This is a genomic window from Stenotrophomonas sp. YJH_SMC_8 (assembly GCF_059371315.1).
Genome location: NZ_JCAFUL010000007.1, coordinates 92,603 through 119,330, shown reverse-complemented (window position 1 = coordinate 119,330; position 26,728 = coordinate 92,603). Strand labels below are relative to the sequence as shown.

Annotated in this window: 23 protein-coding genes; 10 read left to right on the top strand and 13 right to left on the bottom strand. The window is 67.5% G+C overall.

All coding sequences use genetic code 11. The features are described from left to right. Positions 1-3: 3 nt before the first annotated feature. Positions 4-744, bottom strand: coding sequence for a pseudouridine synthase (locus AC5P88_RS10720; RefSeq protein WP_106548761.1), 741 nt, complete (start codon positions 742-744; stop codon positions 4-6). Between the two features lie 80 nt (positions 745-824). Then, positions 825-1,412, bottom strand: a complete 588-nt coding sequence (locus AC5P88_RS10715; protein ID WP_495225010.1) for an O-methyltransferase — start codon at positions 1,410-1,412, stop codon at positions 825-827. 166 nt (positions 1,413-1,578) lie between these two features. Here AC5P88_RS10715 and AC5P88_RS10710 point away from each other — a divergent pair, with 166 nt between their 5' ends. From AC5P88_RS10710 to AC5P88_RS10695, 4 genes are read left to right on the top strand one after another with little or no spacing between them, the layout of a single operon-like run. Further along, positions 1,579-2,190: a PIG-L deacetylase family protein gene (locus AC5P88_RS10710; protein WP_495225009.1), complete on the top strand. Its 612-nt coding sequence runs from the start codon at positions 1,579-1,581 to the stop codon at positions 2,188-2,190. Beyond that, complete coding sequence (locus tag AC5P88_RS10705) at positions 2,190-3,329, top strand: glycosyltransferase family 2 protein (RefSeq protein WP_106548758.1); 1,140 nt, start codon at positions 2,190-2,192, stop codon at positions 3,327-3,329. Before AC5P88_RS10710 ends, AC5P88_RS10705 begins: the two co-directional genes overlap by 1 nt. Beyond that, positions 3,316-3,921: an LbetaH domain-containing protein gene (locus AC5P88_RS10700; RefSeq protein WP_106548757.1), complete on the top strand. Its 606-nt coding sequence runs from the start codon at positions 3,316-3,318 to the stop codon at positions 3,919-3,921. The genes AC5P88_RS10705 and AC5P88_RS10700 overlap by 14 nt, the downstream gene beginning before the upstream one ends. A gap of 4 nt (positions 3,922-3,925) precedes the next feature. Then, positions 3,926-4,711, top strand: a complete 786-nt coding sequence (locus AC5P88_RS10695; RefSeq protein ID WP_111113286.1) for a YaiO family outer membrane beta-barrel protein — start codon at positions 3,926-3,928, stop codon at positions 4,709-4,711. Positions 4,712-4,763: 52 nt separating this feature from the next. Here the strand turns inward: AC5P88_RS10695 and ubiB are convergent, their stop codons facing one another. Together ubiB and AC5P88_RS10685 are read right to left on the bottom strand one after the other, a co-directional pair. Beyond that, entirely contained in the window at positions 4,764-6,419 is a 1,656-nt protein-coding gene (gene ubiB, locus AC5P88_RS10690; protein ID WP_495225008.1) for a ubiquinone biosynthesis regulatory protein kinase UbiB, read from the bottom strand. After that, positions 6,416-7,051, bottom strand: coding sequence for a ubiquinone biosynthesis accessory factor UbiJ (locus AC5P88_RS10685; RefSeq protein ID WP_495225007.1), 636 nt, complete (start codon positions 7,049-7,051; stop codon positions 6,416-6,418). The genes ubiB and AC5P88_RS10685 overlap by 4 nt, the downstream gene beginning before the upstream one ends. Positions 7,052-7,453: 402 nt before the next feature. On the opposite strand from AC5P88_RS10685, the gene ddlA reads away from it, so the two are divergent. Next, complete coding sequence (ddlA, locus tag AC5P88_RS10680; RefSeq protein WP_495225006.1) at positions 7,454-8,539, top strand: D-alanine--D-alanine ligase; 1,086 nt, start codon at positions 7,454-7,456, stop codon at positions 8,537-8,539. Between the two features lie 164 nt (positions 8,540-8,703). Here the strand turns inward: ddlA and AC5P88_RS10675 are convergent, their stop codons facing one another. The 3 genes from AC5P88_RS10675 to oleC all read right to left on the bottom strand — a co-directional run bounded on the left by AC5P88_RS10675 (position 8,704) and on the right by oleC (position 11,589). Next, positions 8,704-8,859: a DUF1328 domain-containing protein gene (locus AC5P88_RS10675; RefSeq protein WP_049429804.1), complete on the bottom strand. Its 156-nt coding sequence runs from the start codon at positions 8,857-8,859 to the stop codon at positions 8,704-8,706. An 82-nt stretch (positions 8,860-8,941) separates the two neighbouring features. Next, on the bottom strand, positions 8,942-9,934 hold the full coding sequence (gene oleD / locus AC5P88_RS10670) for a 2-alkyl-3-oxoalkanoate reductase (protein WP_106548752.1): 993 nt from the start codon (positions 9,932-9,934) through the stop codon (positions 8,942-8,944). After that, positions 9,931-11,589 carry an olefin beta-lactone synthetase gene (oleC, locus tag AC5P88_RS10665; RefSeq protein WP_495225005.1) on the bottom strand — a complete coding sequence of 553 codons (1,659 nt, stop codon included), beginning with the start codon at positions 11,587-11,589 and terminating at the stop codon, positions 9,931-9,933. Before oleC ends, oleD begins: the two co-directional genes overlap by 4 nt. 104 nt (positions 11,590-11,693) lie before the next feature. Between oleC and AC5P88_RS10660 the strand changes: the two genes are divergently transcribed. After that, complete coding sequence (locus AC5P88_RS10660; protein ID WP_029380125.1) at positions 11,694-12,125, top strand: YkgJ family cysteine cluster protein; 432 nt, start codon at positions 11,694-11,696, stop codon at positions 12,123-12,125. Positions 12,126-12,270: 145 nt separating this feature from the next. Here the strand turns inward: AC5P88_RS10660 and AC5P88_RS10655 are convergent, their stop codons facing one another. The 4 genes from AC5P88_RS10655 to AC5P88_RS10640 form a co-directional block, all read right to left on the bottom strand. After that, positions 12,271-13,161, bottom strand: coding sequence for an alpha/beta fold hydrolase (locus AC5P88_RS10655; protein ID WP_106548750.1), 891 nt, complete (start codon positions 13,159-13,161; stop codon positions 12,271-12,273). 141 nt (positions 13,162-13,302) lie between these two features. Then, positions 13,303-14,319 (bottom strand): 3-oxoacyl-ACP synthase III, encoded by a 1,017-nt coding sequence (locus tag AC5P88_RS10650; RefSeq protein ID WP_004135358.1) that lies wholly within the window; start codon positions 14,317-14,319, stop codon positions 13,303-13,305. Between the two features lie 103 nt (positions 14,320-14,422). Then, positions 14,423-14,740, bottom strand: coding sequence for a DUF4156 domain-containing protein (locus AC5P88_RS10645; protein ID WP_005407628.1), 318 nt, complete (start codon positions 14,738-14,740; stop codon positions 14,423-14,425). 194 nt (positions 14,741-14,934) lie between these two features. Continuing rightward, positions 14,935-17,784 carry a M16 family metallopeptidase gene (locus tag AC5P88_RS10640; protein ID WP_495225004.1) on the bottom strand — a complete coding sequence of 950 codons (2,850 nt, stop codon included), beginning with the start codon at positions 17,782-17,784 and terminating at the stop codon, positions 14,935-14,937. 415 nt (positions 17,785-18,199) lie between these two features. On the opposite strand from AC5P88_RS10640, the gene AC5P88_RS10635 reads away from it, so the two are divergent. Further along, positions 18,200-18,676 (top strand): XAC0231 family protein, encoded by a 477-nt coding sequence (locus AC5P88_RS10635; RefSeq protein ID WP_005407626.1) that lies wholly within the window; start codon positions 18,200-18,202, stop codon positions 18,674-18,676. A 69-nt stretch (positions 18,677-18,745) separates the two neighbouring features. After that, complete coding sequence (locus tag AC5P88_RS10630; RefSeq protein ID WP_495225003.1) at positions 18,746-19,225, top strand: tRNA (cytidine(34)-2'-O)-methyltransferase; 480 nt, start codon at positions 18,746-18,748, stop codon at positions 19,223-19,225. A gap of 328 nt (positions 19,226-19,553) precedes the next feature. On the opposite strand, the gene AC5P88_RS10625 is transcribed toward AC5P88_RS10630, so the two are convergent. After that, positions 19,554-20,717, bottom strand: coding sequence for an acyl-CoA dehydrogenase family protein (locus AC5P88_RS10625; protein WP_005420799.1), 1,164 nt, complete (start codon positions 20,715-20,717; stop codon positions 19,554-19,556). 257 nt (positions 20,718-20,974) lie between these two features. On the opposite strand from AC5P88_RS10625, the gene AC5P88_RS10620 reads away from it, so the two are divergent. Together AC5P88_RS10620 and AC5P88_RS10615 are read left to right on the top strand one after the other, a co-directional pair. Further along, positions 20,975-22,651, top strand: coding sequence for an electron transfer flavoprotein-ubiquinone oxidoreductase (locus tag AC5P88_RS10620; RefSeq protein WP_111113299.1), 1,677 nt, complete (start codon positions 20,975-20,977; stop codon positions 22,649-22,651). A gap of 65 nt (positions 22,652-22,716) precedes the next feature. Beyond that, on the top strand, positions 22,717-23,118 hold the full coding sequence (locus AC5P88_RS10615) for a c-type cytochrome (RefSeq protein WP_106548745.1): 402 nt from the start codon (positions 22,717-22,719) through the stop codon (positions 23,116-23,118). On the opposite strand, the gene AC5P88_RS10610 is transcribed toward AC5P88_RS10615, so the two are convergent. Further along, positions 23,112-26,708, bottom strand: coding sequence for an ATP-binding protein (locus AC5P88_RS10610; protein ID WP_495225002.1), 3,597 nt, complete (start codon positions 26,706-26,708; stop codon positions 23,112-23,114). The two genes, AC5P88_RS10615 and AC5P88_RS10610, sit on opposite strands and share 7 nt — an antisense overlap. Positions 26,709-26,728 lie beyond the last annotated feature (20 nt).

Genomic DNA, 26,728 nt, shown 5'->3' with positions numbered 1-26,728 from the left:
GCTCTACACGTCCTGGTGCCAGCCGAACAGGTCCAGCGCCTTCTGGAACTCGCGGTCCAGCGGCGCACGTACATCCACCATGCCACCATCGGGATGCGGGAAACGCAGGCGCTCGGCGTGCAGCAGCATGCGGTGCACGCCCTGCATGCGGAAGATGCGGTTGTGGCGGCCATCACCGTGGCTGGTGTCGCCGATCATGTGATGCGACAGGTGCTTGAGATGCCGGCGGATCTGCCGGAAGCGCCCGGTCTGCGGCTGGCAGCGCAGCAGTGCGTAACGCGAGCTGGTGAACTCGCCGACCGGCACCGACAGCTCGCCGGTCGCCAGGCGCTGGAAGTCGGTGATCGCCGGCTTCTTCACCGGCTTGCCGGGGCCACCGTCGAGGTCGTGGTCGACCCGCCAGGACAGTTCGGCCGGCCAGCCGCGGCAGACGGTCAGGTAGTCCTTCAGCACCTCGCCGCCCATCAGCGCCTTGCCCAGCACGCTGGCGGTATCGCGGTCGAAGGCCAGCAGCAGGCAACCGCTGGTGGCGCGGTCCAGCCGGTGGACCAGGAAGATCGGGCGGCCCAGCTGCCCGCGCAGGCGGTCGGCCAGGAAATCGTCTTCGCCACGGGCCAGCTTGCTGTCGTGGACCATCAGTCCGGCAGGCTTGTTGACCACGGCCAGGCGTTCATCCAGGTGCAGCAGCTGCAGGGGCGCGGTGTCGGTCTCGACCGCGGCGAGGGTGTCAGGTTCGGTGCTCACCCCGGGATTATCGCAGATCGGGGTCAGAACCCTTTTCCTTCGGAACAGGGTTCTGACCCCATGCGGGGGTGGCACGGCAATCAGGCGTTGCGCACGGCCAGCAGCTCGCCGTTGCCCACCGGCACCAGGCTGGTGCAGAAGTCCGCGTCAGCCTCCAGCAGCGCCCGCAGCGGTTCCATCTCTTCCGCGTGCGAGGTGGCGTTGTCCACCACCAGCAGGCCGCCCGGGCGCAACACGCGACGCAGCTGCGGCCACCAGCCGGCGTACTGACCGCGGTCCGAGTCGAGGAACAGCAGATCGATGCTCCCCTCACCGGCCTGAGCCAACCACTGCCCGGCATCGCCGTGCACCAGCGTGATGTGCTCGGCCAGACCGCTGCGTGCGAAGTTCGCGCGTGCCATTGCCACCTTGTCCCCGGCGAACTCCAGCGTGGTCACGTGGCCGTCGATGGTGGCGGCGGCCTCGGCCAGCCACAGCGTGGAATAGCCGTTGGAGGTGCCGATCTCCAGCACCCGCCGCGCTGCGCCGAAACGCACCAGCACGGCCAGGAATTCGCCCGTATCCGGTGTGATGTTGAGCATGCGGCGGCCGCGTTCGACTTCACGGGCGTCGTTTTCGGCACCGAGCCGGGCCAGTTCATTCTTCAGTTCCGACAGTTCCAGGGCCATTTTTCCGCTGAGCTCGCCATGAAGCAGCGTCCATTCTTACCCGAATCCCGAATTTTCGTATCAATCCTAGAGCCGCTGCATTTTCACGCTGAGATAGTTCCCGCCTCCTTCACGCGGGGACAGCATGCCTGGCCGCCGCGCACCCGGCTTCCGCTAGGACACGGCCATGACATTGAACATTCTGGCAATCGGTGCCCATCCAGATGACATCGAACTCGGTTGCGGTGGCAGCCTGGCAAAGCTTGCCCGCGCCGGCTCACGCATCCATGCACTGGTACTCAGCCGCGGTGGCCGCGGCTGCCACGCCGGCATCGATCGCAGCGATGAATCGCATCGCGCCCTGCGCCGACTCGGGGTGGCCGAGGTGATCCAGCAGGATTTCCCGGACACGCGATTCCCCGCCTGTCGCAACGACATCATCGCGTCGATCGAACAGGCCTGCGCCGTGATCGAACTAGGCCGCGTCTACACGATGTGTGGCGAGGATCATCACCAGGACCATCGCACGGTCCACGAAGCGTCGATCATCGCCTGCCGCCACATTCCGCAGATCCTCTGTTATGAGAGCCCCAGCACCCTGCCGCAGTTCGCGCCGCAGGTGTTCGAGGACATCAGCGCGCAGCTGGAGCTGAAGATCCACGCGCTGCGCGAGCACGCCAGCCAGGGCGATCGCCACTACATGCAGGAAAGCCACCTCCGCTGCCATGCGCAGTTCCGTGGCCAGCAGATCGGCATCGGTCCCAGCGAGGGTTTCCTGCCATACCGGTTGGTGCTGTGATGAAGACACTGCTGTTCCTGGCCATGTGCGCCTTCATCCTGGTGCGTATCTGCGTGCAGGCCTCGCGCCGGCCCAGCACCCGCCTGTACAGCATCGACGCGATCGTGCCGGCCTACAACGAAGCCCCGTGCCTGGAGCGCTCGCTGGCCAGCCTGCTGGAAAACCCATACGTGGCGCGGGTGATCTGCGTCAACGATGGTTCCACCGACAACACCGCTCAAGTGCTTGATGCGCTGCAGGCACGCTGGCCCGGGCGGCTGGTGGCCGTGCACCAGGCCAACACCGGCAAGGGCGGTGCACTGATGCACGGGCTGCAGCACGCGACCGCCGAGCAGGTGTTCCTGACCGATGCAGATACCCATATCGATCCGCGCAGCCATGGCCTGGGCCATCTGCTGGACGAGATCGAACGCGGTGCCGATGCAGTTGGCGGCGTCCCCTCTTCCAGCCTGCAGGGCGCCGGTTTCCTCCCCCATGTGCGCGCCAGCCTGAAACTGCCGATGATCGTGATCAAGCGCAGCTTCCAGCAATGGCTGGGCGGCGCACCGTTCATCGTCTCCGGTTCGTGTGGCCTGTTCCGCACTTCGGTGCTGCGCAAGGTCGGGTTTTCCGATCGCACCCGCGTGGAAGACCTGGACATGTCCTGGTCGCTGGTTGCGCAGGGCTATCGGGTTCGCCAGAGCGTCCGCTGCGTGGTCTACCCGCAGGAATGCAACACACTGGTGGAGGAGTGGCGGCGCTGGCGGCGCTGGATCGTCGGCTATGCGGTATGCATGCGCCTGCATCGCCGCCTGCTGCTGACCCGCTTCGGCCTTTTCAGCATCCTGCCGATGATGCTGCTCGCCCTGGCCGGCATCGCGCTGTCGCTGCAGGTCTGGTTTGGCGCGGCCCGGCTGAACGGACCCGGTGGCCTGGCACTGTCGGTGATGCCGCTGTTCTGGGTCGGCATCGTCATGCTGCTGGCAGTGATCAGCGCCATCCACCACCGACGCGCGTGGCTGGTGCCGGCGGCGGCCTTCTCGATGCTGTATGTGCTGCTCGCCTATGCGATCTGGCTGCTGCACGGCCTGGCGGGATTGTTCACCGGCCGTGAGCCCGTGCGCGACAAACCGACGAGGTATCCGCATGTGGTGGAATGACCTCGCCGCCATGGCCGAGGCGCTGTCGGCACTGGCGCCCCACACCGATCCCAGCGCACGGGTCTCGCCACGGGCCACCCTGCAGGGCGCCATACGGATAGGTGCCGGCAGTCGCATCTGCGACGGCGCCCATGTCCAGGGTCCGGTGTCGATCGGCCGCGACTGCCTTGTCGGCAACAACGCGCTGCTGCGCGGCCCGCTGTGCATCGGCGACGGCACGCGTATCGGCTTTGCCAGTGAGCTGAAGAACGCACGGTTGGGCAACCAGGTCAGCATCGGTCCGCAATGCTTCGTCGCCGACAGCCGTATCGATGACCAGGTCTATCTCGGCGCCCTGGTGCGCACCAGCAACCACCGCCTCGATGGCGCCACGGTCAGCGTGCATATCGAAGGCACCGCCATCGACAGCCAACGCGACAAGCTCGGTGCCTGGATCGGTGAAGGTGCCGCGCTGGGCGTCGGCGTGATCATCCTGCCCGGCCGCATCGTCGCGCCGGGGAGCCAGTTCGGCCCACGCATCACCGTGGAGCGAAACCTGCCGCCCGGCCGCTATCGCCTGCTGCAGTCACTGCATTCCCAACCCCTGGAGTAACCCCATGCGATTGATCATCCGTGGCGCACTGCCGTGCGCCCTGCTGCTGGCTGTTTCCAGCGCCCACGCCGGCGTCGACCGTGTCACGGTGCAGCTGGACCATGCCGACTACAGCGATGGCTTCGGCAAGCGCGACGTACAGACCGTGGACGTGGCCGGCCGCAGTGGCGACAGCCGATGGCACCTGGGGCTGGCCCATGGCGAGCGCGACTACGGCAGCAGGCGATTCAGCGGCAACCGCGTGCAGGGCTCGCTGCACCATCGCTGGAGCACGCGCCTGTCCACCCGCACTGCCGTCACGGCATCCAACGATGATCCAGTGTTCGTCAACCGCCAGGTGAACCAGGACATCCAGTGGAAAGTGGCACCGCAGACCGTACTGAGCGTGGGCGGCAAATACGCCCAGTACCATGCCGGCGCCTATGTGAGCGGTTGGTCGGTGGGTGCCTCGCATTACTTCCCGCGCGTGACAACCTCACTGCGCCACGAGCGGCACCGCCAGTCCAATGGACCGGATGGGCATGGCACCACACTGTCGCTGCGGCTGAAGGATGGGCAAGGCCGTGGCTCGACCCAGCTGTGGCTGGGCAGCGGCACGTCCGGCTACACCGCCGAGTCCGATCCGCTGCTGCTGCGCGAGCACGACGCACGGCGTGCCTTCCTGCGCCGCAGCCAGCCATTGGGTGAACATCTGGTGCTGGACGTGGGTATCGGCAAGACCTGGCACAAGACCCGCCTGGACAGCTTCCAGAGCGTGCAGTCGCACCTGGGCCTGGGCTACCACTGGTAAGCCTGTGGTCGATCGGCGGCATGCAGTGCCGCCGATCTTCAGCCCGCAGGAGTCAGCGCCACCACGCGCGCGCCAGCGCCACCACGCCGACCACACCGGACAGCCAGCTCCACATCGGCAGGTCGCCCCAGTACCAGCCCGGTGGCTGCACCACGTACATCAGTGCGGCAATGGCGAGCAGGCCCACACCGGTGATCGCGCCCACGGCGCGCTTCTGCAGGCGCTGCAGGCTGGCGTCGAGCGCGACCAGATCGCGCGAACGCATCGCCAGTTCGTGGCGGCCTTCCACCTGCTGGGTCAGCCAAGCGTGTACCAGGCGTGGCATGTCCGGCGCGTGGGTCATGATTTCCGGCAGGCGCTTGCCGAGCTCGCGCACCACCCGGCGCGGGCTGTAGCGCTCGCGCAGGATCTTCGCCAGTACCGGCTTGGCCACCGCCCAGATGTCGATCTGCGGGTCCAGCTGGCGGCCGACGCCCTCGATGTTCAGCAGGGTCTTCTGCAGCAGGATCAGCTGCGGCTGCAACGTCAGCTGGTAGCGCTGCGCCACGCGGAACAGCTTCATCAGCACTTCGGCCAGCGAGATCTGCGACAGCGGCCGGGTGAAGTACGGCTCGCACACCGAGCGCACCGCCGCTTCCAGATCGTCGATGCGCACGTGGTCGGGCATCCAGCGCGCCTGCACGTGCAGTTCGGCGATGCGGCGGTAATCGCGGTTGAAGATGGCCATGAAGTTCTCGGCCAGGTAGTACTGATCTTCCTGCGAGAGCTGGCCCATGATGCCGAAGTCCAGCGCGATGAAGCGCGGATTGGCTCGGCGCGCCGGATCGGTATCGACCCAGATGTTGCCGGCGTGCGCATCGGCGTGGAAGAAGTTGTCGCGGAACACCTGGGTGTAGAACACCCGCACGCCCTTGGCGGCCAGCGCCTTGCGGTCGATGCCGGCCTTGTCCAGCGCGTCGATGTCGTCGGACGGAATACCCCACACGCGCTCCAGGGTCAGCGCGCGCTCGGCGGTGTGGCTCCAGATCACTTCCGGCACGTACAGGTCGTCGGAATTTTCCCAGAAGCGGCGCAGCACGCTGGCATTGGCGCCTTCGCGCTGCAGGTCCAGCTCGGCGGCCAGGGTGTTCTCGACCTCGGCCACCACTTCGCGCGGGCGGATCTTGTCGGCGCGCGGGTGGGTGCGCTCGACCAGCGCGGCCAGCGAGTTGAGCAGAGCGATGTCGGCGTCGATCTGCTTCTCGATGCCCGGGCGCAGCACCTTGACCACCACCTGGCGGCCATCAGCCAGCGTGGCCGCGTGCACCTGCGCGATCGAGGCCGAAGCCAACGGTTCGGTGTCGAAACTCGCGAACGCCTCGCTGACCGGCAGGCCAAGCGCGTCCTCAACGATGCGGCGGGCGGTCTCGCCATCGAACGGCTTGACCCGGTCCTGCAGCAGGGTCAGTTCGTTGGCCACGTCCGGCGGCACCAGGTCGCGGCGGGTGGACAGGATCTGGCCGAACTTGACGAAGATCGGGCCGAGGTCCTGCAGCGCCAGACGCAGGCGGGCGCCGCGCGACTGCGAAGCGATGCTGGCCGAGGCGCGCGGCACGAACGGCTTGGCCAGGCGCAGCCAGCGCTCGGCCGGCGTGCCCTGCAGCAGGTCGTCGAGACGGTAACGCAGGATCACCCGGCCAATGCGGCTTGCCCGCAGCACGGCCTTCATGCGGCACCCCGCAGGCGCTGCACGCGTGCACCCAGACGCTCCACGTCATCGCGCAGCACATCCACGTCGTCGTGGAAGGCATCCAGCTCGGCACGTGGCACCACGTCGCGCGATTCCTCGGTGATGAACTCGGCAGCGCTGTGGGCCAGGTCAATCGCACCCTGGCGCGCATGCTGCAGGGCGCTGCGCAGGGTGTTGGCGACCTGCACGCCCAGCACTTCGCCGAACACGCTGACGAACGGCTGCTGCCAGTCCGGGTCGAAGCCCTTGGCCAGCTGCTGCAGGCGGCGCGCCAGCTCGGCATCGCCGGCCACGCGTACACGGCCCTTGCTGTTGTTGTCACCGCGCCGCGCGTTGGCCAGCAGCGGCAGTTGAGCGAGCACGCCGGCCAGGCTGCTGCGCACGGCCAGGTCGGCCTCCTGCGCGTCCACCGGGCCGACCCGCAGTGCATCGCCGTCGACGCTGATGCGCATGGCCAGCGAAGGCGCTTCCAGGGTCAGGTCGATATGCCGGCCGTCGAGGCTGGCCAATGCATGGCGGGTATCCGGATCCAGCGCCAGTGCGCGGTTCAGGGCGATCTGCAGGGCGCGGCCAGCGACCGGCTTGAGGGACTTGAGCAGGGAGAGAGCCATGTGCGCATTCTACCTGCGTGGGTGGGGGGCTTGGGCCGGGCTGCTGCCCGGCACCCGCAGATGCAACAGCCAGGGCAACATCAAAAGCTGACTTCCTGTGGGGAGGCGGGGTGAGTCCGGTTGCGGGGGCCGCTGCAAGTACGTCCCTGTAAGCTCGGTCGCCGCATCCATGCGGCTCACGCCCCCGCAACCGGACCCACCCCGCCTTCGACAGTTTCCTGCCGTCTGTGGGGTCGGATCCCGTTGCTGCGCAACGGGCTCTGACCCCAATTCTGATGGGCCATGAGGACGGTAGATCCGCGCCATGCGTGGCTGGATGGCCGGTTCATCCGCGCCTCACCTGGGCGGCAACGGAAGGTTCATGCTGTACGGCCACGCAACGCACAGGACATCGCATTCCCCATGGCACGGACCCGGGTCGGCATCATCTTCGGTGGCAAGTCTTCCGAGCACGAAGTTTCACTGCAGTCGGCGAAGAACATCCTCGACGCGCTCGACCGCGAGCGCTTCGAGCCGGTGCTGGTCGGCATCGACAAGCAGGGCCAGTGGCACCTGAGCCAGCCGGAGACGTTCCTGCTCAATGCCGATGATCCGTCGCGCATCGCGCTGCATCGGTCCGGCACGTCCCTGGCGGTGCGCCCGGGTGTGGAACAGGGGCAGCTACAGCCGTGCGATGCGGCCAGCGCGCTCGGCCAGATCGACGTGGTGCTGCCGATCGTGCACGGGCCACTCGGCGAGGACGGTGCGCTGCAGGGCCTGCTGCGCATGGTCAACCTGCCCTTCGCCGGTTCGCCGGTGCTGGGCTCGGCCGCAGCGATGGACAAGGACGTGACCAAGCGCCTGCTGCGCGATGCCGGCCTGCAGGTGGCGCCGTGGCTGTGCATCCGCCGTCATCAGACCGCAGCGGTCGATGTCGATGCGGTGATCGCCCAGCTCGGCCTGCCGTTGTTCGTTAAGCCCGCCAACCAGGGTTCGTCGGTGGGCGTGAGCAAGGTCAAGGATGCCGCGGGTTTCGCCGATGCGCTGGAACTGGCACTGCGCTACGACCACAAGGTGCTGGTGGAATCGGCGGTGATCGGCCGCGAGATCGAATGCGCGGTGCTGGGCAACGAGCAGCCGCAGGCCAGCGTGTGCGGCGAGGTGGTGGTGCACGACGAGTTCTACGCCTACGACACCAAGTACATCAATGCCAATGGCGCTGACGTGGTGGTGCCGGCCGGCATCGACGCCGCCACCCAGGCGCGCATCCAGCAGATCGCGCTGCAGGCCTACCAGGCGCTGGAATGCGCGGGCATGGCGCGGGTCGATGTGTTCCTCACCGCGGAGGGCGAGATCATCATCAACGAGATCAACACGCTGCCCGGCTTCACCCGCATCAGCATGTATCCGAAGCTCTGGGGCGCCAGCGGCGTGGACTACACCACGCTGATCACGCGGTTGATCGAGCTGGCGCTGGAGCGCCATGCGGCGGACCGGGCGCTTCTGTAGAGGCGAGCCATGCTTGACCCTGGAGATGCAGCCGAGCATGGCTCGGCTCTACAGGAGGCGTGCCGACCAACGGTCGGCACCCACCGGTCAAAGACAATGCCGACCAAGGTCGGTAACCACCGGGAAGCGGCGTGCCGGTCGGTGACCGGCACGCCCTGCAGGTTCTATCCGCGCTTGCGGAACATCGAGATCACCGCCAGCACCAGGAAGATCACGAACAGGATCCAGGCGATGTTGCTGGCGGCACCGGCGATGCCGGAGAAGCCGAGCACGGCGGCGATGATGGCGATGACGAAAAAGATGACGGCGTAATGCAGCATGGCGCTCCTCGCAGATGTCCGGGCCGTTGGATGGCGTGGGTCCATCCTCCCGATCTGGCGGTGTGCAACCAGTGATGGCGACCTATGCGGCAGATGAAGCCTTCAGCCTGCGCAGGCCTTCCTCGATGCTGACCTGCGGCACGTAGCCGAAGTCGCGGCGCGCCGGTTCCATGCTGTACCAGTGCGGCGTGCACAGCTGCTCGGCCAGGAAGCGGGTCAACGGCGGTTCGCCGCGCAGGCGCAGCAGCGGCCACAGGCGCTCGCAGATCGCACCGATGCGGTAGGCGGTCTTGAAGCTGATCGCCTTGTCCACGGTTGGCGCGCCCACGGCAGCCAGCAGCTTGTTGACCAGCTCGCGCATCGGCAGTGGTTCGCCGTTGGAAATGAAGTAGGCCTTGCCTGCACATGCAGCGCCCGGAGCCAATGCCTCGAAGGCGAGGAAGTGCGCGAGCGCGGCGTTGTCGATGTAGGTGGTATCGACCTTGTTGTTGCCATCGCCAACCAGGCGCAGGCGGCCCTGCCGCGCGCGCTCGGCCAGGCGCGGCACCAGCTGCTGGTCGCCCGGCCCCCAGATCAGGCGCGGGCGCAGCGCTACCGTCGCCAGCGTTGCATCGTTGGCGGCCAACACACGCTGTTCGGCAATCGCCTTGGTCGCCGCATACGGTGCCTGGAAATCCTCGCCATAAGGCACTTCATCGGCACCCAGGCCTTCCACCGGATGGGTGGCGCGGTGGGTCACGCTGGGCGTGGAGGTATAGACCAGCCGGCGGATGCCGTGCGCACGGCAGGCGGCGATCACGTTGTCGGTGCCGACCACGTTGGCCTGGTGGTAGCTGTCATAGCTGCCCCAGGCGCCGGCCTTGGCACCGTTGTGGAATACCGCGTCGACGCCGGCCACCGCGTGCAGCACTGCCTGCGGATCGGCCAGGTCGCCGCGGATCTGGCCCACGCCCAACGCCTGCAGTTCCGGGTAGTGGCTGCGGTTGAATGCCAGCACCTGGTGGCCCCGCTCGACCAGCCCGCGGCACAGCGCCTGGCCGAGGAAACCACCACCACCGGTGACCAGGATCTTCATGCGCGCTTCTCCAGTTCGGCGCTGGCCCAGACGGCGAGCTTCTCGCGGCCGATCTTGGCGTTGTGACGGATATCGACGGGGAAGGCCGGATGCACCAGGAAATGCTGCAGGCCGGCCTCAGGCGTGCGCGCTGCGGCATGCGCACGCAGCGCTTCCTGCAGTGCCGGGCTGTCGGACTGGCCGCGCAGCAGTTCCACGCACAGCACCGGCACCTGCGCACCGGCCACGCCGACGCCGACCAGCGCGGTGCGCGCCACGCCTGCGACGGTGTTGAAGACCGGCTCGACCTGTTCGGTGTACAGCGGTCCGCGCGCTGTTTCCACGCGCTGCGTCTTGCGTCCGCAGAACCACAGGCGGCCCTGTGCATCGAAGTAGCCGACGTCGCCCATGCGATGGACGATGCGGGTGCTGCCATCGGCCAGCGTCTCGCGGATCTTCGCTGCCGCCGTGGCCTGCGGACGATTGAAGTAGGTGTCGGTAGCGGTCGGGCCAGCCACTGTGATTTCTCCCACTTCGCCAACGGCCAACACGCGTGCCTGCGACCAGTCCGGCAACGGTGCGTCATCGATGGCGATGATGCGCACTTCGTTCGGCGCCACCACGCTGCCCACGCAGGTACCGGCACCGGCTTCGGTGGCGGCGCGCGTACGCTCCAGCTCACGGCCCTCGACCACGGCCACCGGCAGGCACTCGGTGGCGCCATACGGCGTCCAGAACTGCGCGTCGGCCGGCAGCAGGCTGCGGATGGTGGCGACCACGTCCGGCGGCACCGGCGCACCGGCCGAGGTCACCCGGGTCACCGTCGGCAGCGGACGGCCATGCCTGGCCAGCACCCGCATCAGCGCCGGCGAGCCGAACAGCTGGGTCACGCCGAAACGCTGGATGGCGTCGTGCAGGCGCGCCGGGTCGGCCTGTGCCGGCCGGGTCGGGTCCATGTCCGGAATCACCGAGGTCAGCCCCAGCGCCGGATCGAACAGCGCGAACGGCGGGAAGGTCGGCAGGTCCACCCCGCCCGCTTCCATGCCGAAGGCACTGCCCAGCAGCTGGATCTGGCCGACGAAGTGGCGATGGCGGTAGACCACGCCCTTGGGCACGCCGGTGGAGCCGCTGGTGAACAGGATCGCGGCCATGTCCTCGCCATCAGTGGCGGCCAGCATCGGCCCACCGTTGGCACCGGCGCGCTCCAGCGCGGCCAGCGTGGTCCCGCCCCAGCCGAGGCGGCGGCCGACGGTCACCAGGCGGGTCGCCGACGGTGCCCAGCGCAGCACCAGCCGCGCCACATGCGCCAGCGGAATGCCGATGAAGGCCTCCGGCTGCGCCTCGTCCAGGCACTGCTTCAGCGCGCGCCTGTCGATGCCCGGGTCGACCAGCACCGGCACCGCGCCCAGCTTGAACAGGGCAAACATCAGCAGGAAGAACTCCGGCGACGGCCGCACCATCACCACCGTGCGCACCCCACGGCCGATCCCGTAGCCGGCCAGGCCGGCCGCCATGGCGTCGCTTCGGGCGTCCAGCTGGCGGTAATCCAGGGTCACGTCGTAGGCGGCCATGCCGTTGCCGGCGCCACGCCGGCCAGGGCAGCGGATGGCGATCTGATCAGGCCGTTCACGCGCCAGTTCAGGCAGGCGGGCGGCAATATTGCAGGGTCGGTTCATCCGTTCATTGTCGCCGCTTACGGAATTTCTTGCGCGGCGGCCCACTTCGTGGAAAATCCGCACCCTCGTTCCTGATTCCGACTGCCGCCCGAGGCGGCTTGCCCATGCAACATCCCTGCATGACCTGCGGCGCCTGCTGCACCCAGTACCGCGTGGCCTTCCACTGGATGGAATCGGACGAGGTCACCCCCGGCGGCGTACCGCACCAGCTCACCGAGGTGCTCGACCCGCATCGCCTGTGCATGCGCGGCACCCACTCCAAGCCGGTGCGCTGCGTGGCGCTGGATGCGCAGATCGGCGTGTATTCGCGCTGCACCATCCACCCCAACCGGCCCAGCGTGTGCCGCGAGGTGGATGCATCGTGGGAGTACGGCAAGGCCAGCCCGCAGTGCGACAAGGCGCGCATCGCCTATGGCCTGGATCCGTTGACGCTGGCCGACTGGCGCTGGCGCGATGACGCCGACAACGACGACGACCATCCGGACGACAACGGCAACAGCCCGTCTTCGCCGCCGCAGGCGCCGGTCGCCGCGTGACGGGCGGGGTCGGATCCGTTTCCGGCACGGAAACGGCTCTGACCCCATGTACGACAACGCCGGGCATGGCCCGGCGCTACCGAAGGGTTCCGTCGCAGATGGGGTCAGAGCCCTCTCTGCGAGAGGGATCCGACCCCGCATCCGGTTACAGCGGGTTCTTGTCCAGGAACGCGCGGATCTCCGGCACCAGCACCTCGTGCTTGTCTTCCAGCACGTAGTGGCCGGCGTCCTCGAAGGCATGCACCTGGGCCTGCGGCAGCGCGGCCTGGAAGCCCTTCAGGAAATGATGATCGAACACGAAGTCGCGCAGGCCCCAGCCGAGGAAGGCCGGCCGGTCAGCGAACGACGGCAGCGCCTTGCCGGCACGCTCCAGCAGCGACCACGCCTTGTCGGCCGGCGACAGCGGGATGTCCTGCATGAAGCGGATGGTGCTGATGCGGTTGGCGTAGCTGTTGTAGGGCGATACATAGGCGCGGCGCACGTCGGCCGGCATCTTCCGCTCCACGCCCAGCCACGAGGCACCGGACGAGAACGCATTGAAGGTGCGGATGATCCACTCGCCGATCTTCCAGTGGCGTCCCAGCGCGATCTGCCACGGCATCTTCTTCGCCGCCGGCATCGGGAAGGCGGCGGTGTTGAGCACCACCAGGCGCTTCACCTGGTCGTGGTGCGACAGCGCCCAGCCGAAACCGATCATGCCGCCCCAGTCGTGCACGGCCAGGGTCACCGGGCCGGTGATGCCCAGGTGCTTGAGCAACGCATCCAGATCGTCCACGCGCGACTGCAGCGTGTATTCGTAGCGACTGTCATCGGGCTTGTCCGACAGGCCCATGCCGATGTGGTCCGGCACGATGCAGCGGTACGTGTCCGACAGTCCGGCCACCAGCGTGCGCCAGTAATAGCTCCACGACGGGTTGCCGTGCACCATCACCACCACTTCGCCGTCGCGCGGGCCTTCGTCGAGATAGTTCATCGACAGGCCGGGGCGTACCTCGAAGCGCTGCGGGTGGGCGGGGTAACCGGGAAGATCGCGCATGCGGAGCACCTAGGGAGAATCGCGGCGCGGTGTAGCGCCGAGCCGATGCTCGGCGGCTCTCCGGTCAGGCCGCAGAAGGACCGCGCTGTGCGCGTGAGCCGAGCATGGGCTCGGCTCTACAGGGAGTCTGGCAGGAAGCTCTTACCAGACCACTTCAGCCATCGAGCAGTTCAGGCCCGAACCGATGCCCAGAAGCGCGATGCGATCGCCCTTCTTCAGCTTGCCCAGCTGCTTGAGCTTGCTCAGCACGATCGGCACCGAGGCCGGGCCGATGTTGCCGTGCTCGCCGAAGATGGTCATGACCTTCTTCGGGTCGATGCCGAAGTTCTTGATGAACGCGGCGGTGTGCGGCTGGCTGACCTGGTGGATCACGAACTGGTCCAGCTCTTCCACGGCCCAGCCCAGGGCGATCTTGGCGGCGGTGAAGGTCTTCTGGGCCAGCTTGATGCCTTCGATCAGCAGCAGGCGGGTGTCGGTGACCATGCGGTCCAGGTTGCCCAGGCACAGCTGGTTCCACTCGGTGGCCGAGCGGGTCACGCCGCCCTTGTAGCGCGGCGCGTCCGGCACCAGCTCCGAGCGCGCCATCACCATCGCCGCAGCACCCGAACCGGTGGTCAGCGCCGCCAGCTCGTTGCGGAAATCGTCGGCGGTGACGTCCGGCGCGGTCATGCGCTCCAGGGTCTTCTCGTACACCAGGTTGGCAGTCTCACCGTCCACCACCAGCGCGTAGTCGATGTCTCCGCGCTCGATCATGCGCGCGGCGATATCCATGCCGTTGATGAAGGCCAGGCAGGCATTGGCAACGTCGAAGGTCATGCACTCGTCGCTGACACCGAGGTTGCCCGAGACGATGGAGGCCGTGGAGGGCTCCAGGTAGTCGCGGCTGACCGAGGTATTGACCAGCAGGCCGACCTGCGTCGCATTGATGCCTGCGTCTTCCAGCGCCTTGCGGCCCGCCATGGTGGCAGCGTCGGACGCCAGCACGCCGTTGTCCCACAGGCGGCGCGCGTGGATGCCGGCGATGTCGCCGAGCACGTCGGTGCGGATGCCGAGACGGTCCAACGTCGGCTGCAGCCGCTCGTTGATTTCCTTGGTCGTCAGCGTGTGCGGCGCGTCGACGTGTGCCAGGCCGGCGATCGAGACATTCTTGAAGAGCATCGAGGTTAGCGCCAAGGCTCAGGCAAAAGGGGGCGCTATTCTATAACCCCCGGGGCCTTCACCGCATCTTTACGAATTCAGCCTTGGCCGTATGGTGAAGCGTTCAGCGCGGCGGGCACTGGAACGCGGCGAAGCGCTGGCTGCCATCGGCGGGGGCCGCGGCGGCCTGCACGGCATTGGCGCCGGCACTCGGAGCCTCGTTGCGGGCCAGGGTTTCCAGCTCTTCCTGCACGCGCAGCGGGTTGCGGTTGTAGAAGCCGACCTTGCTCTTCACGGTCACCACCACCTCGCCCTTGGCGATGCAGCCGGCCGGAACCGGACCTGCCGGCAGCACGCGGGTCGCCTTGCCGGCCGGTTCGATCGGCACCCAGGTACAGGCGGTGACGGTGAGCAGCAGGGAGGAAAGCAGCAGAACGCGCATGGGCAGATCCTGGAAGGGTATGGGGGGATTCTGCCTGAACAGCCTGAATCGGGGGTAGCCGGGATGGGGTCCCGGTAGCGCCGGGCCATGCCCGGCGAGCGCAGAACGCGGCATGGCTGGCCGCCGGAAAGCCGCCGGGCATGGCCCGGCGCTACCACGGTAGGCCTGCCCGCCGTGGCGGGCAGGCACATCCCTTATTTCTTGACCGGGTTGCCTTCGGCATCGATCACGGTCACCTCGCCCAGGTTCAGCGCGCGCACGGCCGCTTCGGTCTGCTTGAGGTCACCCACCACCACCCAGGTCAGCGCCTGTGGCTTGATCTCGGCGGCGGCCTGCTGCACCTGCGCCGGGGTCATCGCCTCGATCTCGGCCTTGCGGCGCAGCACGTAGTCGTCCGGACGCTTGAACTGCACGATCGAACCGATGGTCGAGGCGACCGCGCTGGCGGTCTCGTAGGCACCGGGTAGGCTGAGGGTCTGGATGTTGCGGATGCGGTTGACCTCGGCGGCGGTGGCCGGCTTGCTGCCATCGGCGAACGCGGCGATTTCCTTGCGCATTTCCGCCATCGCCGGGCCGGTCTTGTCGATCTGCACCGGCGCGCTGGCCATCCACGGGCGCTGGCCCACCGAGTTGATCGCGCTGCTGCGCGCACCGTACGACCAGTGCTTGTCCTCACGCAGGTTCATGTTCAGGCGCGAGGTGAAGTCGCCGCCGATCACGCCGTTGGCGATATCGAAGCGGGTCGAACTGGCGGCGCTGGACGGCGCCACCACCTGGCCGGCGAACAGGTTGGCCTGCACCGCACCCGGCTGGTCGATCAGGAACACGCGCGGGCCCTTCGGCAATGCCACGTCGGTGGCGGCCTTCACCTGCGGGGCGTCGCCCGCAGCCTTCCAGTCGCCCAGCTGCTTGTCCAGCAGCGGCACGATCTCGGCCAGGGTGGTGTCACCGACCACGATCAGGGTTCCGTTCTGCGGGCGCAGCCAGTCGCGGTGGAAGTCGACCAGGTCTTCGCGGGTCAGGCCGTTGATCGCCGCTTCGTCACCGCTGCCGGTGAACGGAATGGCATACGGGTGGCCCTTGCCGTACAGCAGCGGCGGCAGCACGCGCATCGCCACCGCACCCGGGTTGACCTTCTCCTGCTGGATGCCGGCGATCCAGCTCGCCTTGACCCGGTCGATCTCGCCCTGTTCGAAGCGCGGCTCGCGCAGCAGGTCGCGGTACAGCGCCAGCGACGGCGCCAGGTTTTCCTTCAGCGCCGACAGGTCCACGCTCATCGAATCCAGGCCGGCCGAGGCGTCCAGGCTCGCGCCCAGCGCGTCGGCGGCATCGGCAAAGGCCAACGAACCGAGCTTGCCCGCACCCTCGGTCATCAGGCTCATGGTGAAGTTGGCGGTGCCCGGCTTGCGGCCCTGGTCGGCACTGAAGCCACCCGGGAACTGGTAGCTGAACTGCACCACCGGAATCTCATGGCGCTCGGCCAGGATCACCTGGGTGCCGTTCTTCAGCGTGGCGCGCTGCAGCGCCGGGAACTTCAGCTGCGGGAACTCGCGGGTCTGCGGCACGCCGGCCTTGCGGTCGACCTGCTCCGGCAGGGTGCTGTACTTCGGATCCACCGCCGGCACGTTGAACGGTTTCGGCGCCTGGCTCGGGTCTTCCTTCAGCGCCACGCGCTCACCCGGTGCAATCACAAGGGTGTGGCTGCCCTTGTCCAGCCACTGCGCGCCCAGACGGCTCAGATCAGCGGCACTGGCCTTCTCGATGTTGGCCAGCGAGGTGCGGAAGCAGCCCGGGTCGCCGGTGAACACCGCGCACTCGGCCAGTGCGTCGGCCTTGCCGCCGAAGCCACCAATGCGCTCGATGCCGCGGATGAAACCGGCGCGGGCACCGGTCTTGGCGCGCTCCAGCTCGGCCGCGGTCGGGCCCTGCTTGATCAGGCGGTCCAGTTCCTCGTCGATGATCTTCTCGACCTTGGCCGGGTCCTGGCCCTGCTTGACCGTCGCCATGATCACGAAGTTCGAACCCAGCTGCGAGGTCGACAGGCCCGACGCGATGCTGTCCACCAGCTTGTCCTGGTGCTGCAGGCGCTGGCTCAGGCGCGAAGACTTGGCACCGCCCAGCACCTGCGCGAACAGCTGCAGCTGATCGACCTCGGTGGTGCCGACCTGCGGCACGTTCCAGGCGCGGTAGATGCGTGCCTGCGGCACCTTGTCGGTCATCGTCTCGCGGGTGTCGGCGCTGCGCTTGGCCACGTTCACGGCCGGCTGCGCCATGGTCGGGCCGGCCGGGATGCTGCCGAAGTACTTGCCGACCTTTTCCTTGGCTGTGGCCAGGTCGATGTCGCCGGCCAGCACCAGCACCGCGTTGTTCGGACCGTACCAGGTGCGGAACCAGGTCTTCACGTCATCCAGCGACGCGGCGTTCAGATCGTTCATCGAACCGATCACGCCGTGGTGGTACGGATGGCCCACCGGGTACATCGCCTTGTTGAGCTGGTCCCAGGCCTGGCCGTAGGGCTGGTTTTCGCCCTGGCGCTTCTCGTTCTGCACCACGCCGCGCTGCTCGTCCAGCGCCGCCTGGTCGATCGCGCCGACCAGATGGCCCATGCGGTCCGACTCCATCCACAGCGCCATGTCCAGCGCGGTGGTCGGCACGTTCTCGAAGTAGTTGGTGCGGTCGGTATTGGTGGTGCCGTTCTGGTTGGTGGCACCCACCTGCTTGAACGGCTCGAAGAATTCGCCGCTGTGGTTTTCGCTGCCCTGGAACATCAGGTGCTCGAACAGGTGCGCGAAGCCGGTGCGGCCGGCCGGTTCGTCCTTGCTGCCGACGTGGTACCAGACATTGACCGCGACGATCGGCGCCTTGCGATCGGTATGCACGATCACGCGCAGGCCGTTGGGGAGGGTGAACTGCTCATACGGGATATCGACCTTGGCCGGTACGGCCGGCTTTGCCGCCAACGCATGGGAAGGCACGAGCGTGCCCAGGGCGGTGCTGAGGGCGACAGCCAGCAGTGCAGCGCGCGGGCGAAGGGCGAGAGACATATCCGGATCCTTGGTCACATAGGTGAATCCCGATCCTAGCGTGCGCACGCAATGGCAGGAATCGGTCGCCAGTCACTGGGGGTGTTTGCCCTGATGGCCATTCGGCCTGGGCCAATCGAGGCTCCTGAACCGTCACATGCGCCAGCTGAAGGCGTCCGGACAGTGTCCGCGGCGCATCGAATGGACAGGTGTCCGCCCACCGGACACTTTTCGATCCAAACAAAACCCTTGTAAATCAACGACTAAAAGTTGGCACGGGGATTGCTTGGTACTTCCTGCGCCAGGAAGGGCTTCAGACGAAAGCTGACTGAAGACTGAACAAATGCAGGAAATCGAAAATTTTCCTTGCAAGCCCAGAATCGGTGTACTACCTTACTACCACACCACTGATCACCAACACTAAACAGGCCCCGTCATGAACGCCAAGACCATTGCCATCGCCATCGCCCTGATCGCCGGCACCGCGGTTGTTTCGTCGGTGCAGGCCTCCGAATCCATCAAGACCCTGTCCACCGTGCAGGTCCGCCCGGCCGCCGACCAGCTGGCCCAGCAGGCTTGGGAACAGGCCAGCGGCATCCCGACCCTGGCCACCGTGGAAGTGCGCCCGAGCGCCGACCAGCTGGCCGAGCGCAGCGGCTACGTCGCCGCCCCGGTCGCCGCCGCGATGCCGATCACCACCCTGGCCTCGGTGGAAGTACGCCCGAGCCTGGAACAGCGCGTCGCCCTGGCCGCCGAACTGGAAGCCCAGCGCTACGCCGCCACCCTGGCTGCAGCCGCCACCAGCGTCGCCAACCAGGTGATCGTCAACCTGCCGGCCCTGCAGGTGCGTCCGAGCGCTGCCGACCTGCAGGCCCTGGCCACCGAAACCGCCCAGGTCCTGCTGCGCCCGTAAGCGGTGCCGCCCTGCCTCGCGCAGGGCGTGCGCCGTAAAGGCGGAGGCCGTCGCAGGTACACTGCGCCGATGAATGCCGCGCCCCAGTTCCACGTGATCCTGTTCCAACCGGAAATCCCGCCCAACACGGGCAACGTGATCCGGCTCTGCGCCAACACCGGCGCGCAGCTGCACCTGGTCGAGCCGCTCGGCTTCGCACTGGAAGACAAGCAGCTCAAGCGCGCCGGCCTGGACTACCACGAGTATTCGCGCCTGCAGGTGCACCCCGACCTGGACACCGCGCTGGCGCGGATCGCACCGAAGCGGTTGTTCGCCCTGAGTACGCGTGCCAGCGTCCGCTATGACAGCGTGGCGTTCGAAGACGGTGATGCGTTCCTGTTCGGCCCGGAAAGCCGTGGCCTGCCGCAGGACGTGCTCGATGCGCTGCCCGATGGCCGCCGCCTGCGCCTGCCGATGCGGCCGGACAACCGCAGTCTCAATCTGTCCAACACCGTGGCCGTGGTGATGTACGAGGCCTGGCGGCAGCACGAGTTTGCCGGCGGCGCGTAGCGCCGCAGACCGCATGTGGTGGGTGCGGACCTTGGTCCGCACAGATGTTTGGCCGCGCGCTGAAGAAATGTGCCAACCAACGTTGGCACCCACCAAAGGCAGGTTCAGGGGACTGCTGAGAACTTCTGGTGGCTGTGGATCGCTTCTGGTGGGTGCGGACCTTGGTCCGCACCGATGCCCGGTTGCGCGCCGAAGGAATGTGCCAGCCAAGGTTGGCACCCACCAAAGGCAGATCGGATCACCCACCCGATAGATCCACGCCATGCGTGGATGCCTTTGGCGTGCGGCCGCAGTGCCAACCAAGGTTGGCACCCACCGGAACCAGGTTTCAGAACGCGTTGATGCCGGTCAGTTCGCGCCCGATCACCAGCTGGTGCACGGTTTCGGTACCTTCATAGGTGATCACCGATTCCAGGTTCAGCGCATGCCGGATCGCCACGTGTTCGGTGGTGATGCCGGCGCCGCCCAGCAGGTCGCGGCACTCGCGGGCGATGTCGATGGCCATGCGGCAGTTGTTCCACTTGGCCAGGCTGACCTGCTGCGGTTGCAGCTGGCCGGCTTCCTTCAGGCGGCCCAGCTGCAGGGCCAGCAGCTGCGCGGTGGTGATGCGGCGGGCCATCTCGGCCAGCTTGATCTGCGCGCTCTGCGTGGCCGCCAGCGGGCGACCGAACAGCACGCGCTCCTTGGCATAGCCCAGCGCTTCATCCAGGCAGGCAATGGCCGCACCGATCGGCCCCCAGCTGATGCCGTAGCGGGCCTGGGTCAGGCAGCCCAGCGGACCCTTCAGGCCCTTTACGTTGGGCAGGCGGTGGCTGTCGGGCACGCGCACGTCGTCGAAGAACAGGGCGCCAGTCAGCGACGCGCGCAGGCTCATCTTGTGCTTGATCTCCTGCGTGGTGAAACCGGCCATGCCCTTTTCCAGCACGAAGCCCTGGATGCCGTCCTCGGTCTGCGCCCAGACGATGGCCAGGTCGGCCACCGGGCCGCTGGTGATCCACATCTTGCTGCCGCTGATGCGCCAGTCACTGCCATCGCGCACCGCGCGGGTCTTCATGCTGGCCGGATCGGAACCGCCATGCGCCTCGGTCAGGCCGAAGCAGCCGATCAGCTCGCCGCGCGCCATCGCCGGCAGCCACTGCTGGCGCTGTTCCTCGCTGCCATAGGCGTAGATCGGGTACATGCACAGCGAGCTCTGCACCGAGACGAAACTGCGCAGGCCGGAATCGCCGCGCTCAAGCTCCTGGCAGATCAGGCCGTAGCTGACCGCGCCGAGGCCACCGCCGCCGTACTCGGCCGGCAGGGTCGCACCGAGCAGGCCCAGTGACGCGATCTCCGGCACCAGTTCGTCGGGGAAACGGGCCTGGTCGAACGCATCGCCGATGATCGGCAGCACGCGTTCGTTGGTGAAGCGGGCCACGCTCTCCTGTACGGCGCGCTCTTCCTCGTTGAGCAGGGAACGGACATCGAACAGATCGTACGGATGCAAAGCCATGGCACTCACACGCAGTCAGGACCCGGCCATTGTCGGTCATCCGGGCAGAGCGTGCCGACCAAGGTCGGCACCCACCAGAGCTGCGGCCCTACGCTGCATTGCAGCAATCGTGGTGTGAACATCGCTGATCTAGCTCGATCACGCGCGTCCCGGTACCCTGACACATTCAAACAACCGTTTCGCCCGTGGCCGCACGCGCGATTCCCAGGCACCGCCGGTGGCCCCGATGCCGGCCCTACCCACGAGTCATGCAATCGATGAGCGCTGAAGCCAACGCCCTGCCCCCGCGTGAAGTAATGGAATTCGACGTGGTGATCGTCGGCGCCGGCCCCGCCGGCCTGGCCACCGCGATCCGCCTGCGCCAGCGCGCGATCGAAGCCGGCCGCGAATTGTCGGTGTGCGTGCTGGAGAAGGGGTCCGAGCCGGGCGCTCACGTGCTGTCCGGTGCGGTGATGGACCCGCGCGCGCTGACCGAACTGTTCCCGGACTGGGCCGAGCGCGGCGCACCGCTGAAGCAGAAGGTCACCCGCGACGAATTCCTGTTCCTCAGCGAAACCGGCGCACGCAGCACGCCCAACGCGCTGCTGCCGGAGTGCTTCCACAACGAAGGCAACTACATCATCAGCCTGGGCGAAGTGACGCGCTGGCTGGCGCAGCAGGCCGAGGCGCTGGAGGTTGCGATCTTCCCAGGCTTCGCCGCCGCCGAGGTGCTGTACGGCGACAACGGCGAAGTGATCGGCGTGGCCACCGGCGACATGGGCATCGAGAAGGACGGCAGCATCGGCCCGGCCTTCGAGCGCGGCATGGCGCTGCAGGCCAAGTACACGATCTTCGCCGAAGGCGCGCGCGGCCACCTGGGCCGCCAGCTGATCGCCCGCTACAAGCTGGACGAAGGCAAGGACCCGCAGGCCTACGGCATCGGCATCAAGGAACTGTGGCAGATCGACCCGGCCAAGCATGAGCCGGGCCTGGTGGTGCACGCCGCCGGCTGGCCGTTGGACAGCGACACCTACGGCGGCGCGTTCCTGTACCACGCCGACGGCGGCAAGGTCGCCATCGGCTACGTGGTCGGCCTGGACTACAAGAATCCGTGGCTGAGCCCGTTCGAGGAATTCCAGCGCTTCAAGACGCATCCGGACATCCGCAAGCACCTGGAAGGCGGCACCCGCATCGGCTACGGCGCACGCGCGATCACCGCCGGTGGCCTGCTGTCGCTGCCAAAAACCGTGTTCCCGGGTGGCGCACTGGTCGGCTGCGAGGCCGGCTACCTCAACGCCAGCCGCATCAAGGGCAGCCATGCGGCGATCAAGACCGGCATGCTGTGCGCCGACGCCGCGTTCGACGCGCTGGCTGCTGACCGCCAGCACGATGAACTGAGCGCCTACCCGAAGGCCTTCGAAGCCAGCTGGCTGTTCACCGAACTGCAGCAGGCCAAGAACTTCAAGCAGTGGTTCAAGAAGGGCCAGACCGTGGCCACCCTGATGACCGGCGTGGAGCAGTGGCTGCTGCCCAAGCTGGGCGTGCGCAACCCGCCGTGGACCCTGCACCGCACCCAGCCGGACCACGTCTGCCTGGAACCGGCGTCCAAGCACACCCGCATCGCCTACCCCAAGCCCGATGGCGTGCTGACCTTCGATCGCCTCAGTTCGGTGTTCCTGAGCAGCACCAACCACGACGAAAACCAGCCCAGCCACCTGACGCTGAAGGATCCGAGCATTCCGGTGAAGGTGAACCTGGCCGAGTACGCCGGCCCGGAAGCCCGCTACTGCCCGGCCGGTGTATACGAGTTCGTCGGCGAGGCGGACAACGCGCGATTGCAGATCAACGCGCAGAACTGCGTGCACTGCAAGACCTGCGACATCAAGGACCCCACCCAGAACATCGTGTGGGTGACCCCGCAGGGCGGCGGCGGCCCGAACTACTCGGGCATGTGATCGCCACGGGCTGCGACCGAGCGTCGCAGCCCATCGCTTGCCGCGCACCGCTATCCTGCCCGCCCATGCGTGCGTCACTCCCGCTCATCGCTGTTGCCGTGGCCCTGGTCGCCACGGCCTGCCAGCGCCCGCCTGCAGCGCCCGCCACGCCGGAACAGGCGCACCAGCAGGCCATGCAACGCGCGTTCGAGTTGTGTGCCGGCTGCCACACCGTGCAGCCTGGCGGCATCCACCGCTTCGGCCCGAACCTGCACGGCGTGATCGGCCGTCGCGCCGGCAGCCTGCCCGACTACGGCTATTCCGACGGCATGCGCCGCGCCGACATCACCTGGTCCGCACAGACCCTGGATGCGTTCCTGCAGTCACCCACCCATGTTGTACCGGGCACACGCATGTACAACGCCTTCCCCAGCGCCGAACGCCGTGCGCTGGTGATCGCCTACCTGCAGCAGCAGTCGGCTCAATGAGCCAGGCGCTGCAGCTGCTGTTGCAGCCGCGCCACGAATGCCGCCACCGCGGCGAACAACGGCACCGGATCGGTCTCGGCCGCATCCTGCAGGCGCTCGACCAGTGCATTGGCCTGCCCGGCCAGTGCCGTCGCCCCCACCGCACCCAATCCGCCCGCCTGACGATGCAGGTGCAGCGCGGCAGCCTCACGGTCGCCGGCCTCCAGCGCGCGCTGCACAGCGGCCAGGTCACCTTCACTGGCCTGCAGCAGGCTGTCGCGCAACTGCTCGGCCACGGCCTGTGAACCGAAACGCTGTCGCAGCGTGGCCAGGTCAGGCAGCATCACGCCGTCGGTGGCGGACTCCAGCACCGGCTCCTCGAACCGTTGCCCCTGCGCCTGCGGCAACCAGCGCAACAGTGCCGCACGCAATGTTGCCAATGACAATGGCTTGGCCAGCACCTCATCCATCCCGGCTTCACGGCAACGACGCGCATCGTCGTCCAGCACGCTGGCGGTCAGCGCCAGCACGGCCAGCCGGGGTTGCCCGGTGCGTCCCTCGCGCTCACGTAGAAGCCGGGTGAAGGCGAACCCATCCAGCACCGGCATCCGGCAATCGGTAATGACCAGATCGAAGTGCTCCGATGCCAGGCGATCCAGCCCTTGCTGGCCATCACCGACCAGCACGTGTGGCACGCCCAGCTGCTGCAGCCGCCAGGCCATCATCGCCTGGTTGGTGGGATGATCCTCGATCACCAGAACGCGTGCCTGGCGCAGTGCCGGCGGCAGCAGGGCAGCCTGTTCCTGTTCGGCAGCCAGCGCTTCAGCATCGGCAATGCCCGCTTCCACCAGCGACAGCCGTACCTCGGCGCAGGTACCCTCGCCGAGCGTACTGTGCAGCTCCAGCTCGCCCTCCATCATCTGCACCAGCCGATGGCAGATGCTCAGGCCGAGGCCGGTACCACCGTGGTCACGCTGGATGTAGGCGCCGGCCTGGGTGAACGGCGCGAACAGGTGCTGCAGCTGTTCGGGCGCGATGCCCATGCCGGTGTCGGTGACGCTCAGGCGAAGCGGTTGGCGGCCATCTTCGGAGGTCGGGCCCATCACTTCCACCTGCAGCCGCACTTCGCCGCGCGGGGTGAACTTGATGGCGTTGCTGAGAAGATTGAACACGATCTGGCGCAGACGGACACCATCCACTTCATGGGCCGGTGCCAATTGCGGATCGATCTGTACCTGCAGCGCCAGGCCGCGCGCGCTGGCCTGTGCGGAGAGCAGGCGGCACACGCTTTCCAGCAACGGCCGCAGCGGCTGAGGTACCGGCTCCAGCCGCAGTGCGTTGGCCTCCAGCCGCGAGTAGTCAAGGATGTCGTCAAGGATCTGCCGGAGCATCTGCGCCGAATCCTCGATCACGCCAAGGATGCGTTTCTGCTCTGCATCCAGCGGTGAGTGCGCCAGCACTTCCAGCATGCCCAGCACGCCACTCATCGGCGTGCGGATCTCATGGCTCATGGTGGCCAGGAAGCGGGATTTCGCCTCGGCCGCCTGCTCGGCCTCGGCCTTGGCAGCGGTCAGGGCATCCGCCTGTGCACGGGCCTCGCTGGCATCCACCCAGTAGCCACTCCAGGTCACCACACCGGCTTCGGCGGCATAGGGTTGCGCCTGGGTGCGCACCCAGCGCGGGCCTGCTCCATTGCCACGCAGGCGGAACTCCAGCATGAGCGGTGCGAACTGGTGCGCGGCCTGTTCGACCGCCTGCAGGATGCCCGCGCGATCCTCCTCTTCGACGCGTTCCAGCAACGTCCTGGCGTCCTGCTCAGCCTGCTGCCGGGTGATCCCGAACAGCGCCTGCAGGTCGCCGGCAATGAACGGGAAGCTGAGCGTGCCATCAACCTCGCGACGGGCCTGGTAGACCACGGCAGGCAGGTTGTCGGTCACTTCGGCCAGGCGCTGCTCCAGCTGGCGGCGCCCGGCCACCTCACGGCGCAGGCGCCAGTAGCCGATGCCATGCACCAGCAGCGCGGTCAGCAGCACCAGCAGCAGCGGTACACCCCAGCGCAGCGTGCTTCGCCAGTCGATGCCGTTGCGGTACTCCACCGCCAGCCAGTCGCCGCGCAGCGCTTCGCGCTCGCGTGGGGTCATCTGCAGCAGCAGGCGATCGAAGGTCGTGGCGAGAGCCGCATGCCGGCGTTCCACGGCCAGTGCCAGCTGGTCGTTGAAACCCGCGGGCGCGGCAACCTGCAGGCGACCCGGGAAACGCGTGCGCAGCAGGTGGTCGACCAGGGCCAGATTACCCACGTAGGCGTCGGCCTCGCCATCGATCAGGCGTTGCATGGCCTGTTCGGCGCTGCGCGCGGCGACGATCCTGGCCTGCGGCGCCTGCTGCAGCACATAGCCACGTACGCGCTCTGGATCGGACAGCAGCACACGCCTGTCCTGGAGGTCGGACAGGCCCAGCAGGGCCGGGCTGTCGTGGCGGCTGACGATCACGTTCGGCACGCTGATGAAGGGTTGGCTGAACACCCAGTCCGGGCCCAGGTAGCGCGAATCGACCGGAATGCCCATCACCGCCTGCAGTTCGCCGCGGCGCGCCTTCTCGCGCACCTCGTACCAGTCATGGCTGTTCTGTGCCTGCAGGTTGGCACCGGCCTGCATCAGCCGTTCCAGGTACTCGCTGGCCAGGCCGCTGGGCTTGCCATCCTCGTCGGCGAACGACAGTGGGGCGGCGTTCGGCGCGAAGCCGATCTTCAACGGCTGTTCCAGAACCCGCTTCTCGGCCTGGCTCAGCGCCAGCTGTGCCGATGCCGACCACTGCGGCGGGGGCAGCCAGCGTTGTACCAGTACATCGCGCTGGGCCTCGCTGGTCGCGGCCAGCGCCAGGTCCAGCGCTTCGGCCAGCGGTTGCTTGCTGTTGGGCACGCCGAAGTGCAGCCGTTCGGGGGGCAGGTCGCTCGGACGCAGCAGCACGACACCCTGCAGGCGCTCGCGTGCGATCAGTTCGGTGGCAACGTAGGCATTGCCTATGTAGACATCGGCTTTGTCGTCTCTGACCATCTGCAGCGCAGCCAACGAGCTGTTTGCGACAAGCTGCACCGCACGTGGGAAACGTGCCCGCACCTGCGGGCCGGTCAGGAAATCCTGCTCGATGACCACCCGCAATCCGTCCAGGTCGGGCATGTTCGAAGCACGCAGATCGCCTGGTCTCCCCACCAGCGCCAACGGCGCCTCGCCATAGGCAGCGGTGTAGACCATGCAGCGGGTGCGGTCGGCGCTGAGACCGACATTCATCACCACGTCGATCTCGCCACGACATGCCGCATCCAGTACGGAAGTCCAGTCGGTATAACGCCGGGCCTCAACCTTCACGCCCAACTGACGGGCAAGAAGCGACAGATAATCCGGCCCCAGGCCAACCTGCTGGCCATCACGGAGGGACTCGAACGGTGGCCAGCCGCTGTCATACTGGCCCACGACGATGCTTGGATGGGCGGCGAGGTACTCGCGCTGCAGGGGGCTGAGCGGCAACAGCCCAGGCACCGCCTGTGCCAGCGCCACGGGCAGCACCAGCACGGCCAGCAGCAGGACCAGCCCGCGAACAGCCCAGCTACGCATCGGCGTCGATCTCCTAGAAT